The organism is Henriciella sp., from assembly GCF_029936995.1.
GTDB lineage: Bacteria > Pseudomonadota > Alphaproteobacteria > Caulobacterales > Hyphomonadaceae > Henriciella.
The window spans coordinates 18,308-31,267 of sequence record NZ_JAPYRE010000006.1 but is presented as its reverse complement, the minus strand read 5'-3'; the positions used below and the strand labels follow the sequence as shown (position 1 = coordinate 31,267).

General features: G+C 62.3%; 11 protein-coding genes. 10 read left to right on the top strand and 1 reads right to left on the bottom strand.

The window, feature by feature from the left end:
- The first annotated feature begins 21 nt into the window (after nt 1–21).
- On the top strand, nt 22–1,830 hold the full coding sequence (locus Q1K31_RS13315; protein ID WP_300380447.1) for an SLC13 family permease: 1,809 nt from the start codon (nt 22–24) through the stop codon (nt 1,828–1,830).
- 65 nt (nt 1,831–1,895) lie between these two features.
- Here Q1K31_RS13315 and Q1K31_RS13310 read toward each other — a convergent pair whose 3' ends face one another.
- A complete protein-coding gene (locus Q1K31_RS13310; protein WP_300380444.1) occupies nt 1,896–3,848 on the bottom strand; it encodes a gamma-glutamyltransferase family protein in 1,953 nt (650 codons plus the stop codon).
- A 104-nt stretch (nt 3,849–3,952) separates the two neighbouring features.
- On the opposite strand from Q1K31_RS13310, the gene Q1K31_RS13305 reads away from it, so the two are divergent.
- The 9 genes from Q1K31_RS13305 to Q1K31_RS13265 all read left to right on the top strand — a co-directional run bounded on the left by Q1K31_RS13305 (nt 3,953) and on the right by Q1K31_RS13265 (nt 12,930).
- On the top strand, nt 3,953–4,729 hold the full coding sequence (locus Q1K31_RS13305) for an enoyl-CoA hydratase (RefSeq protein ID WP_300380442.1): 777 nt from the start codon (nt 3,953–3,955) through the stop codon (nt 4,727–4,729).
- Nucleotides 4,730–4,850: 121 nt separating this feature from the next.
- Entirely contained in the window at nt 4,851–5,114 is a 264-nt protein-coding gene (gene rpsT / locus Q1K31_RS13300; protein ID WP_300380440.1) for a 30S ribosomal protein S20, read from the top strand.
- A 513-nt stretch (nt 5,115–5,627) separates the two neighbouring features.
- Entirely contained in the window at nt 5,628–7,055 is a 1,428-nt protein-coding gene (locus tag Q1K31_RS13295; protein WP_300380437.1) for a DnaA/Hda family protein, read from the top strand.
- 178 nt (nt 7,056–7,233) lie between these two features.
- Nucleotides 7,234–8,355, top strand: coding sequence for a DNA polymerase III subunit beta (gene dnaN, locus Q1K31_RS13290; protein WP_300380434.1), 1,122 nt, complete (start codon nt 7,234–7,236; stop codon nt 8,353–8,355).
- A 92-nt stretch (nt 8,356–8,447) separates the two neighbouring features.
- Nucleotides 8,448–8,753 carry a putative quinol monooxygenase gene (locus tag Q1K31_RS13285; RefSeq protein WP_300380431.1) on the top strand — a complete coding sequence of 102 codons (306 nt, stop codon included), beginning with the start codon at nt 8,448–8,450 and terminating at the stop codon, nt 8,751–8,753.
- Between the two features lie 33 nt (nt 8,754–8,786).
- Nucleotides 8,787–9,896 (top strand): DNA replication/repair protein RecF, encoded by a 1,110-nt coding sequence (gene recF, locus Q1K31_RS13280; RefSeq protein WP_300380428.1) that lies wholly within the window; start codon nt 8,787–8,789, stop codon nt 9,894–9,896.
- 124 nt (nt 9,897–10,020) lie between these two features.
- Entirely contained in the window at nt 10,021–11,250 is a 1,230-nt protein-coding gene (locus Q1K31_RS13275) for a cytochrome P450 (RefSeq protein WP_300380426.1), read from the top strand.
- Between the two features lie 53 nt (nt 11,251–11,303).
- Entirely contained in the window at nt 11,304–12,128 is an 825-nt protein-coding gene (locus Q1K31_RS13270; protein ID WP_300380424.1) for a class I SAM-dependent methyltransferase, read from the top strand.
- A gap of 37 nt (nt 12,129–12,165) precedes the next feature.
- Nucleotides 12,166–12,930 carry an enoyl-CoA hydratase-related protein gene (locus tag Q1K31_RS13265; RefSeq protein ID WP_300380422.1) on the top strand — a complete coding sequence of 255 codons (765 nt, stop codon included), beginning with the start codon at nt 12,166–12,168 and terminating at the stop codon, nt 12,928–12,930.
- Nucleotides 12,931–12,960: the final 30 nt, after the last annotated feature.

Below are 12,960 nucleotides of genomic sequence, written 5' to 3'. Positions count from 1 at the left end.
TCAGTAACACCCGTGAGTTTCATGCCTGAGCTTGCTCTTCCTGAACCGGTACAGATCGCGCTTGTCCTGTCCCTGATCGGCCTTGTCTTTGTCGGCTTTGCCCGCGAAAAACTCCCCGCTGACGTTATCGCCCTGCTGGCCATGTCGGCGCTGCTCCTCTTCGGCGTGCTCAGCGTGGACGAAACCTTGTCGGTTTTCTCGAACGCCGCCCCCATTACGATCGGGGCGATGTTTGTCCTCTCCGCTGCGCTCGAACGCACAGGCGTCATCGGCGTAGCGGGCAACGCCATCGTACGCATGTCGAAGCGATGGGGGCCGCTCGCCGCCGTCGCAGCCCTGATGGCCACCGTAATCGGCCTGTCGGCATTCATGAACAATACGCCCATTGTTGTCATCCTTATCCCGGTCGCGATCCGGCTCTCGCAATCTGTCGGCACCGTGCCGTCAAAACTGCTGATCCCGCTTTCCTTCGCCTCGATCTTCGGGGGCATGACAACCCTGATTGGCACCTCTACAAACCTGCTGGTCGACGGCGTCGCGCAGGAGCGGGAGCTCGCCGCTTTCGGCATGTTCGAAATGTCAGGCGCAGCCCTCTGTCTGGCGCTCGCAGGTACGGTCTACATGGTGCTTGCGGGGCGCTGGCTGCTGCCGGAACGCGACTCGCTCGCTGCCCTGCTGCCTTCATCGAGCTCACGCCGTTTTGTCGCCCAGCTCCTGATCCCGGTGGATTCGGTCCTGGTCGGCAAGACCATCAAGGAGACCGGCTTCAGCCCGGAGAAAGGCTTCACGGTCATTGACGTGATGCGCGAGAACCGCTCCCGGCGCCATCAGCTCTCCACACTGACCCTGCAAGGGGGGGACCGGCTGGTTATCCGCTCGCCCGTCTCCGAAATGCTCTCCCTTCGCGAGGCGGGTGACGTCAATATCGGGTCCGGCTCGGGCAGTGCCCACGCCATTGAGCCGGTGCAGGCCACAGAGACACGCACCATGGAAGGCGTCGTCGGTCCGGAATCGCGCCTCATCGGACGCCCGATCATCGGCGCCGGCCTTGTGCGCCTCTATGGCGTCTATGCCATCGCGATCCACAGGCGCGGCGCAAATATCGGGACGGGGGAAAACATCCGCTTCGACACCGGCGACACCGTTCTCGTCGAAGGTCCGCCGGCCGGCCTGCGCCAGATGTTCGATGACGGCATGCTCTCCAATTTGACAGAGACGACGGAGCGCCCGATGCGGCGCGACAAGGCCCCCATCGCGGCAGGGGCGGTCGTCCTCGTCATGCTGCTCGCCGCGCTTGGCGTCATGCCGATTGCCGGGCTCGCCCTGATCGCCGCGGCCAGCGTCATCGCGCTTGGCTGTATCGACCATCAGGAAGCCTACAAGGCCATCCAGTGGGACATACTGATGCTGATTTTCGGTATGTTGGCGCTCGGCCAGGCCCTCGAAACCTCAGGCGCGGGCGAATTCCTCGTCAGCGGCATCGCCAGCCCGCTCGGCCACCTGCCCCCCATCGTCACGCTCGCGGCAGTCTATCTCATTACCTCGGCGCTGACCGAGTTCGTCAGCAACAATGCCACCGCCATCCTGATGACGCCCATCGCCATCGGCCTTGCTGCCACGCTCGGCGCGGATGCCCGGCCCTTCGTTGTCGCCGTGATGTTCGCCGCCAGCGCGAGCTTCGCGACCCCGATCGGCTACCAGACCAACACACTGGTCTATACCGCAGGCGGCTACAAATTCACCGACTTCACCAAGATCGGCCTGCCGCTGAACCTGCTGTTCTTCGCCGTCTCGATGCTGGTCATCCCGGCCTTCTGGCCGCTGGGGTAACACCGGACAGAAAAAAGGCCTCCACCCTGAGGATGGAGGCCTTTTCTTCCTGGTGACAGGGTTGCCTAGAACCCGTCGGCGTCGCCATCCTTGCGCATCTCCGTCGCCGCGATCCAGCCGCCGCTCTCGAAATCCTGCGCGATGGCCTGATAGCCGCCGCCATTGGCTTCACAGCATTCCACCGTATAGCCGCGGCGCTCCAGCTCGGCACGGGTTTCCGGCGGAATCCCGCTTTCCACATGGATGGTGCCCATCTCGTTCTCGCAGCCACTGCCCACATAATCATCGGTCGGTTCACAGCCACCCGTATGCTCCCAGCGGGCGGCATCGCCGGCCTCCTGAAGGCCCATGCCGAAGTCGATGAGGTTGAGGATAACCTGCGTATGGCCCTGCGGCTGCATCCCGCCGCCCATCAGGCCGAAACTCATCCACGGCCTGTACTCACAGCTGACATTGTTCTGCGGCAGTTCGCTTCTCTTCGGCATCCGCCCATTCTCTGAGAGGAAGTTCGTATAGAAGCTGTCGCACCGGCTCTCATCGACCTTGAAGGCAAAGGCCGGGATGATCGTATGGAACGGGCGTTTGCCCGGCTCGAAGACGTTGGGGTGTTCCGGGTCGAGCGAGAAGAGCTGGCCGCGGTCCTGGAACATGAAGCCCAGCCCGTCCGCGACAAGGCCGGAGCCCATGCCGCGATAGTTCGACTGGATCAGCGAGACCATCATGCCGCTATTGTCGGTCACGGTAAGATAGGTCGTGTCGCCATCTTCCAGCTTCGCATCGGCGGCAAAGTCCATGCCCGGCTCGACCGTCTGCATGGGATTGTTGATGTCGATCAGTTTTGCCCGCTCCTCGGCATAGCCCTCGCGGATGAAGTCCTGCGGATCAATGCCGCTGAACTCCGGATCGGCATAGCCCTTGGCGCGGTCGGCAAAGGCGAGGCGCTTGGCCTCGACCTGCGCAGCGATGCTGTCCGGGCTGCCATAACCCATGCTTTTCAGGTCGAAGCCTTCCAGCATCTGGAGCATCTGGAGCGCGGCAACACCTTGCGTATTCGGCGGCAGCTCACAGACCCGCGCCTCACGGTAATCGGCGCAGACCGGGTCCACCCAGTTGCCCTCGTGCGCGGCGAAGTCCTCATAACGCAGATAGCCGCCAATGCGCTCGAAGTAGGCGTCCATCGTCTCTGCTATGGCGCCCTTGTAGAAAGCGTCGCGGCCTTCCTCGCCAATTGTTTCAAGCGTGTTGGCAAGGTCGGGATTCTTGAACAGCGTGCCTTCCTTCGGCGTCGGCGAGAAATAGGTCTCGGTCGCGTTTCCGAATTCCTCGATCATGCCGCTCTCGGCGTATTGCGGAAAATTCTCAGCGCTGCGGCCCCAATAGTAAGCAATGACCTCCGGGATCGGCGCCCCTTCACGGGCATATTTTACGGCCGGGGCGACAAGGTCGCTGACAGGCGTCGTGCCGAAACGCTCATGCAGGGCAAACCAGCCATCGACAGTGCCCGGCACGGTCACGGGCGCAGCGCCATAGGGCGGAATTTCCTCGCCATCCATGAACTCGTCAGCTGCCGCCTGCATGTCTTCCAGCGTCGCCCCCATGGCAGAGCGGCCAGAGCCATTATAGCCATAGAGCTGCCCGGTGTCCGGATCCCAGACAATCGCGAACAGGTCCCCGCCAATGCCGTTGCCCGTCGGTTCGACGAGGCCCAGCATGGCATTGGCCGCAATGGCGGCATCGACCGCATTGCCACCGCCCTTCATCACGTCCAGCGCCGTCTGTGTGGCCAGGGGGTGGGCCGTAGCGGCGGCTGCATTCGGGGCGATCACTGCCGAACGCACACTGAAGTCGCGTCCCGAAGGCATACGGTCACCCGGGCCGGGCTGGCTCATTTCGAACGGCGTGTCGGCGGGCGTTTCCGCCGGTGCAGTATCGTTGCCCGTTTGCGCGCTGGCAGTGGCCATCAGGCCTGCCGCCAGTCCACTGAACAGGCCTGCACGAATGGCTGGTCTGGTTTTCATCACTGGTTACTCCCTATCGACGCCGATAATTTAATCCCTTATGCCACGCCAGACTTGCGGTTATGACCGCGAAAGGCAAGCAGGACTGGAAGACGGAAAACACCATGGCATATGAAACGCTTCTGACCGAAGTCGATGACGCCATCGCGATCGTCACGCTCAACAGACCAAAAGCGATGAACGCTTTCAACAATGAGCTCATGGATGAGCTGACGGACGCGCTGGAACGCTTCGACAATGACGCCTCTATCGGCTGCATCGTCATTACCGGCTCCAAGAAAGCCTTCGCGGCGGGCGCCGACATCAAGGAAATGCGCGACCAGTCCTATCTGGACGCCTATTATGCAGACTTCATCACGAAGAACTGGGAACGTGCCTCCCGGATGCGCAAACCCGTCATCGCGGCAGTTTCCGGCTATGCCCTCGGCGGCGGCTGTGAACTCGCCATGATGTGCGATTTCATCCTCGCCGCAGAAAACGCGAAATTCGGCCAGCCGGAAATTACCATCGGTGTTTCACCGGGGGCCGGCGGCACACAGCGCCTCACACGTTTTGCCGGCAAGTCCAAGGCCATGGAAATGTGCCTGACGGGCCGCATGATGGATGCTGCTGAAGCCGAGCGCTGCGGGCTCGTTTCGCGCGTCGTGCCGACAGACGATCTCGTCGAGGAGGCCAAGACGGTCGCCCGCAAGGTCGCCTCAATGCCGCGCGCAGCCTCGATGCTCACCAAGGAAATGGTCAACGCCGCCTATGAGACCACGCTCAGCCAGGGCGTGATGTTCGAGCGGCGTCTCTTCCATTCCCTCTTCTCGACCGAAGACCAGAAAGAGGGCATGGAAGCCTTCATCGAGAAGCGCGAACCGCATTTCAACAACCGCTAGGACGGTTCAGGACAAACATGGCGGCGCTTTCTACATATGGCGCCGCTGCTTCCGGTTGACGCCGCACGGGCGTTTGGGTATGTCCGCCGCTTGCGTCCGACCGGACACTCAGGAGTTATTGATGGCGAATACACGCTCAGCCAAGAAAATGGTGCGCAAGATTGCGCGCCGCACGGAAGTCAACACCGCGCGCCGTTCGCGCATGCGCCGCTTCATCCGCAAGGTTGAGGAAGCGATCGCATCAGGCGACCAGAAAGCCGCAGCCGAGGCCTTCAAGCAGGCCCAGCCGGAGATCATGCGCGCGTCGCAGAAGGGTGTCCTGCACAAGAACACCTCTGCACGGAAGATTTCGCGCCTCTCTTCGCGCATCAAGGCGATGGGCTAGAGGCCAGACCGGACACGGTTACAAATCTGCAATAATGCAAGGCCCGCATGGTTCGCTATGCGGGCTTTTTCTATGTCCTTGTAACTGCAACAGAAGGCCAAAACTCGCGCAAAAAAATGCCGATTTTCACAGGCTTTTGACCCCCTGAAAGTTGACAGAACATTGCCTGAACAAATACGTCTTTGATTCTTCGCGAGTCAAAATTTTCAGCTTTTGTTAAAATTTTTTCGCGCTGAATCAAAAGCGTTTTTCTCCTGTCACAGGAGTTTCAAGCCGCTTTCTCATCTGCTTCCCGAAAAACGCAGCTAGACAGGCTCAGAAAGGCTATGTTTTAGTATTTTCCATCGACGGAAAATAATCTCTGTGCCGCGTATTTTTTGGTAACGGATCTGCGGGATCCGAACAGGGATGGTGTGTCTGATCGGCAGTGGAGTTTGGAACCGAAAACACAGGAAAGGGGAAGTTCCTATGGGGCGCCAAGAAGAATCTGGCCGTTGGGATGAAAACAAAGTCATGGACACAAGCACTGTCCAGGAGGGGAGCGACATACACCGCGGACGTGAGATCTGGAAAACCGTACTTCACGATACGCGTGTCCGCATACCGGCTGAGGATTTCGATAAATGGATATCGGACCTTCGCTTTGTCGCGGAAGTTGATGATGTCGTCCTGGTTGCTGCACGCGACCAGCTCTCCTTCGACCGCATCAACAGCAATCACAGACCCCTGCTCAAACGCATCTGGCGAAAGTCCGATCCGAAAGGCCGCGCCCTGAAGATCGCATGCTGGAAGGACATTCCCGCCAGCACACGCGACCTGGTCCAGAACCCCTGGGCCGGTGAGACGCAGCGCCGCCCCGCCGCCCCGCCCGCGCCGGCAGAAACGAAGGCCGCTACCGCCGTGCCAGGCATGACCTTCTCCAACCTGGTCACAGGCGACACCAACAAGCGCGCTGTCCGGCTCGCCCAGGAAATCGCCGAGGGTGGCAAGCGCGGCGCGAATGTCTCGCTCATCTATGGCCGCCAGGGCACCGGCAAGACCCATATTTTGCGTGCAATTGAGAACGCTATCGTGCACCTCGATGACGGCCGCCGGGTCACCTACATGACCGCGGAAGAATTCGTCACGGCTTACATCGATGGCGCGATGGCGCGCGATACGCGCAACCTCAAGACCTGGGTGCGCAACAATGACCTCCTCCTGATTGACGACCTGCAGTGGATTGCCGGCAAGCAGAAGACCGATGACGCCTTCTTTGCCACGATCCGCTCCGTCACCAAGGAAGGCGGCCGCGTTGTCCTCACTGCCGATGAAGCCCCGGGTGACCTGAAAGGTTTCTCGCAGCGTATGCGCGGCGAGATCATGGGCGCTGCGGCAAGCGAAGTCGGCCTGCCCGACCAGGAAATGCGCCGCGAGATCGTACGTCTTCACGCTGCGATGATCCGGGAAGACCAGCCCAACTTCGAGCTCTCGGAAGAGATGATCGAGAAGGTCGTCACCGCCGTGCGCGGCCCCGGCCGGGAACTGTGCGGTGTCCTCTGGAGCCTCCAGACCGAGACCGGCTATGGCGAAGTCGAGCCGGACATGGACATGCTGGTCACGGTGCTGCGGCGTCAGCAGGGCGAATACCAGGCCCCGTCGCTCGACAATATCAAGCGCGCCACGATGCGCGTCTTCGGCCTGACCAAGACCGAGATCGAGAGCGCCAGCAAGTCCCGCTCGATCTGCCATCCACGCCAGATCGCGATGTATCTCTGTCGGGAAATGACCGACAAGTCCTACCCGCAGATCGCGCGTGCCTTCTCCAAGAAGGACCATACGACCGTGCTACATGCATGGCGCAAGGTTAAGGATGGCATGCAGGCCGATCCGGACATGATCCGCGACGTTGAACGCGTGCGTGAGCTCGTGTTCGAGATCCAGGCCGAAGGAAACGCATGAATCGTAAAGATTCTCGCCTTCGGGAAGCGCTCGGGGGCTTGCATTTTGGCTGATTTTGACAAGGGTATCCGGCCCGCTTCTTCAAGGGAGCGGGCCGATTCGCATCTGCGGGCCGGAGATAGGTTAAACGCAGGAAGGTGAGCGCCGCGAACACGCGCCTCAAAAAATAGGCTGATTGATGAAGCTGACGATCGAGAGAAGTGACCTCCTCAACGCCCTGTCGCACGTGCAGAACGTCGTCGAGCGGCGCAACACGATTCCGATCCTCTCCAACGTGCTTATGGAGGCGAAAGGCAGTGAAGTGACCTTCGTCGCCACCGACCTCGACATCGAGGCGGTCGACAGCGCGGACGCCACGATTGCCACCGAGGGCGCGATCACCGCACCGGCCGGCACCCTGTTCGACGTCGTTCGCAAGCTGCCATCAGGCTCTGATGTCGAGCTTGAGCTCAACCCGGAAAACCGGCGCCTCTCGATCCGTTCAGGCCGCTCGCAGTTCGCCCTGCCGACGCTGCCGTCCACCGATTTCCAGACGATGACGGGCGACGATTCCGCCATCCAGTTCGATGTCGCCGCCGCCGATCTGCGCCGCCTGATCGACAAGACCCGTTTTGCCATCTCGACCGAGGAAACCCGTTACTATCTGAACGGTGTCTACCTGCATGTCGGTGACGGAGATGGTGGCCAGAAAGTCCTGCGCGCGGTCGCGACAGACGGCCACCGCCTGGCCCTGGCCGATACCGAAGCCCCAAGCGGCTCTGACGGCCTCGAAGGCGTCATCGTCCCACGCAAGGCTATCGGCGAGGTCCGCCGCCTGATCGACCAGGTCGACGGCGATGTCTCCATCGGCGTCTCCGAGACCAAGATCGTGTTCCGCGCAGGGCGCGCCGTGCTTACCTCGAAGCTGATCGACGGCTCATTCCCGGACTATGCCCGCGTCATCCCGAAGGGCAACGAGAAGCGCCTCATCATCGACAACAAGTCCTTCGAGGCCGCCGTCGACCGCGTCTCCACCGTCTCGGCGGAACGTTCGCGTTCGGTGAAGCTCTCGATCAGCGAAGGCAGGGTCATCCTCGCGGTCAATTCCGCAGAGACCGGCCACGGCCATGAAGAGATCGAGTGCGACTATGGCGACGACGAGATGGAGATCGGCTTCAACGCCAAGTACCTGCTCGACGTCACTGCCCAGATCGAGGCCGAAGACGCCGAGTTCATGCTGAACGATCCGGCTTCGCCCGCCCTCATCCTCGATCCGGGCGATGCAGGTGCCCGCTATGTGCTGATGCCGCTTCGGGTTTGATGAAACCGAACCGGAGAATTTTCGTCGCAGGTACGGCAGCTCTCGGAGCCTTCTCCACATTTGCGGCCAGGGCGCAGCAAGGAGGAACAGACATGCATGGTCTCATCGGAAAAATGACGGCGGTCGAAGGCGGCAGGGACGATCTGATCGCCATCCTGATTGCAGGCATGCAAGATATGCCGGGATGTCTGAGCTATGTCGTCGCCAGGGATCCGGGTGACGATGTCACGATCTGGGTAACCGAGGTCTGGCAGGACGAGGCCAGCCACAAGGCCAGCCTCTCGCTCCCTGCCGTACAGGCCGCGATCCAGAAGGGACGGCCACTCATTGCCGGGATGGAAAACATCGCGACAACACAGCCCGTTGGAGGCCACGGCCTGCCCGTGGAGGAGAACTAGTCCGTCCCTTTCATCAGGATGAGGCGTAAGCCAATGACCGCCCTCACCCGCCTGCGCCTGAAAGACTTCCGCAATTACGAGACGCTCGGCCTCGATCTCGATGGTCGGCATGTCTGCCTGTACGGGCCCAATGGCGCGGGCAAGACCAACCTGCTGGAAGCCGTCTCCCAGCTCGGTCCCGGACGCGGCCTGCGCAGCGCCACCCTCGCCGACCTCACCCGTCACGGCGCAGGGACCGGCTGGACCGTCGGCGCCACGATAGATGACCGCCGCATCGGCGTCGGGCTGGAAACTGACGGCACCACCTCCAAGCGCGTGGTCCGCATCGACGGTGCGCCCTCGCAGGCGTCCGACCTTGCCGAACTGGTCCGCATTGTCTGGCTGACGCCCGCGATGGACGGTGTCTTCAGGGGCGGCGCGTCGGACCGCAGGCGCTTTTTCGACCGGCAGGTCATGGCGCATATCCCGGCCCACGGCACAGCGGCGGCGCGCTATGAGCGGGCCATGCGCGAGCGCAACGCGCTGCTCGAGCGCGGCCATGTCGACCCGGCCTGGGCCGACGCCATCGAGACACGCATGGCCGAAGCCGGGACTGAAATCGCCATCAATCGCGCCACCGTGCTCGACAGCCTTCAGGCCGCCGTCAATGCCCGCCCGGAGGGCTATTTCCCGAAAGGTGACCTCTCCCTCCAAGGCGAGGCAGAAGCCGCAGCAGCTGCGGGCGATGACTTCAAGACCATCTTCGAACGTCTCAGCGAAACCTATCGCACAGGCCGGCGCCGCGACATGGCCGCCGGGCGCACGCTCACCGGCCCGCACCGCACAGACCTTGCCGTCATCCACCGCCCGACCGGCATGCCCGCCGCCGACGCCTCGACCGGCCAGCAGAAAGCCCTCCTGATCGGGCTCATCCTCGCCTCAGCCGCGGCACTGGCAGAAAACGGCGACGGTCCGTCCCCCATCCTGCTGCTTGACGAAGCCGCCGCCCATCTCGACGCAGACCGGCGCGCCGCCCTGTTTGACGAACTCACAGCCCTCGGGGGACAGGCCTGGCTCACCGGCACGGAGAGCTTTCTTTTCGAGGCGTTCGGCGACCGCGCCCAGCGTTTCGATATCCGGGACGGCGAAGCCATAGCTGGATAGACCTGCATCCGTGGCATCACCGGAGAGAGGTTGTACGCCTCACCCTCCTGCATGACGCCGGGGGACCCGCGCATGAAACGCCCATCTGCGCTATACTCATGGAAAAATCACATGGGAGGATCAGATGGCTGACGACCAGAAAATGTCATCCGTGCCGCAAAGCATATTCCAGACCTCCGCCTATGACCCGGCAGGCCGCGAGGATCCGCACACCCCGCTGAAGGCCCTACGGCAGCGCTGTCCCGTCATGCGCGATGAGCAGGCCCAGACATGGTTTCTCACCCGCTACAGCGACATCCGAGAGACAGTGAACGACCGCAGTTTCGTGCGCTATCCCGCCAAGGCCGAACCCGGTTCGCTCGCGCATCGCTTCGTGGATGATGATGGCCGGATCGACGAGCCATCCATCCTGTTTCTGGACGATCCGGACCATTCGCGTATCCGCCTGCCACTGGCCAGGGCCTTCTATGCCCGTATCCAGAAGATGAAGCCCCAGATCGAGGCGATCATTGACGGCATCATCGCCGACGCGCCCGCCAGGGGATCATTCGACCTGATGGCGGAAATCGCCGTGCCGATCCCGGTTCTCGTCATCGCCCGTATCCTCGGGGTCGATGAAAACCGCCTGTCGGATTTCCGTGACTGGTCCGAAGGAGCGATCCTGTCGCTCAATCCGCTCCGCACGGAAGAAGAGACCGCGCACATGCGCGCCTCGTCCGACGCGCTGAACGGCTATTTCCGCGAGCTGATGGAAGCCCGCCGGCAGGTCCCGCAGGACGATCTCATCAGCGACATGGTAACCCTCCAGGCCTCGGGCGAAGCCGATCTCGATGACGAGGAGCTGCGCCGCAACCTCCAGGCATTGCTCATTGGCGGCAACCTCACCACGACGGACCTTATCGGCAATGGCGTCTGGCTGTTTCTCACCCATCCCGGTCAACTCGCCGCCCTCAAGGCCGATCCGGACCTTGCCGGGCAGGCGGTCGAGGAAGTGCTGCGCTATGAGGCGCCGGTCTCGGCCACTTCCCGTATCGTGCCTGAGGACCGCGAAGTCGGCGGCTGCCCGATGAAGGCCCGTCAGACTGTTTTCTGCTCGCTTGCCGGGGCCAATCGCGACGAAGCCGTCTTCGATGAGGCCGATACGTTCGACATCACTGTGAAGCGCCCCTCGCACGTCGCCTTCGGCGGTGGACCGCATATCTGCATCGGCGCGCCCCTGGCCCGGATCGAGGCCCGGCGGGTCTATCTCAGACTGTTCGAGCGCTATCCAGACATGGCGCTTTCAGACGTTCCGCTTGTATGGCGCACCCTGCCCTTCTTCCGGGGCCTTGAGACCCTGCATGTAGACGTCTAAGTCTTTTTTCGCGCCCGGATGGGCCCGGCGCGGGAGCCAAGGGGTAAACCGTCATGACAGGTGCGGTCAGCGATCATTATAACCGGCCGGACCTGCTGGCACGTATCGAGAAAGCGCTCGGCGAAGCCGGCAAGAGCCCCGACACTGCGACGCTGGAAGACCTTGCCCCGCATGACGAGTTTCACATTGGCGGGCGCAGCGCGACGGCGAAGCTGATGCCCGCACTCGGGCTGGAGGAGGGCTGGCGCTGCCTCGATGTCGGCTGCGCCACAGGCGGGGTGTCACGCTATGCCGCCCACACCTATGGCTGTCATGTCGAGGGCGTCGACCTCACCGGCAGCTTCATCGAGACTGGCAAGACAATCAATTCCTGGCTGGGCCTCACCCGGTACATCACCCTGCACCGGGAAAGCGCGCTCGACATGCCGTTCGATGACCAGCACTTCGATGCCGCCTGGATGTTTCATGTCTGCATGAACATCGAGCAGAAACGCGAACTCTTCGCTGAAGTCTTCCGTGTGCTGAAGCCCGGTGCGCGCTTCCTTGTCTATGACATCATGCGCGGCGAGGACGCAGACACACCGCTCACCTTCCCCCTGCCCTGGGCCGGGCGTCAGGAGATCAGCTGCGTGCGCCCAATTGAGCGCTATGAGGAGCATATCGAGGCGGCCGGTTTCGCCATAGAGCGCAGCCATCCGCGCGATGACATCGCTTCCGCTTTCTTCGAGCGCGTCGCCGCTGCTGATCCCGCTGGCCCGATGCGCCCGACCGGGCCGGGCCGTGAGGCGGTTGAAAACCTGATGGAAATGTACCGTACCGGCCGCATCATGCCGGTCGAGATCCTCTGCCGCCGCCCAACGCTCAACGGTGCCGGCTGACATCAACAGCGCTTGCGCGCAGAACAGGAAAACCACCTTGCCCAATCACATCAAGACAGACCTCACCGATTACGTCCTGACCCTCACCATCAACCGGCCGGAGCGCAAGAACGCACTCACCCAGGAGATGTACGGCCTGATGGCCGACGCAATCGAAGGCGCGAATGACGACAGGTCCATACGGGCCATCGTCATCACCGGCGAGGGCGACCTGTTCACCGCCGGCAATGATCTCGGGGACTTTGCGAGTGATGACGAACGCAAGACCGGCAAGCCGCCCGTCACACGCTTCCTCGAAGCCATCATGAATGCCGAGACACCCCTGATCGCGGCGGTCAATGGCCCGGCCATCGGCGTCGGCCTGACCATGCTCCTGCACTGTGACATCGCCTATGCCGCCGACACCGCGGACTTCCGCGCCCCGTTCACCCAGCTCGGCCTTGTGCCCGAAGCCGCCTCATCGCTCCTGCTACCGCAGACGGTCGGCAATTCGATGGCGAACGAGATCCTGCTCGCCGGGCGCATCGTGACCGCGCCGGAAGCGCTCGCCTGCGGCCTGGTCTCGCGCGTCCTTGCCAAGGCCGGTCTCCTCTCTGCCGCGCAGGAAACAGCCGCCCGCATCGCCGCCTCGGCACCGGCTGCCATCATGAAATCCAAGCAGCTTATCCGGGGCAATCGCGAGGCCGTCGCCGCGCGTATGGCGGCCGAAGGCAAGGTCTTTGCCGAACAGCTCAAATCGCCCGAATTCGCCGAAGCCGCCGCCGCATTTGCCGAAAAGCGCAAGCCTGTCTTCAAGGACTAGGCAGACCGCCCGGAAAAGCTGCATGCCATA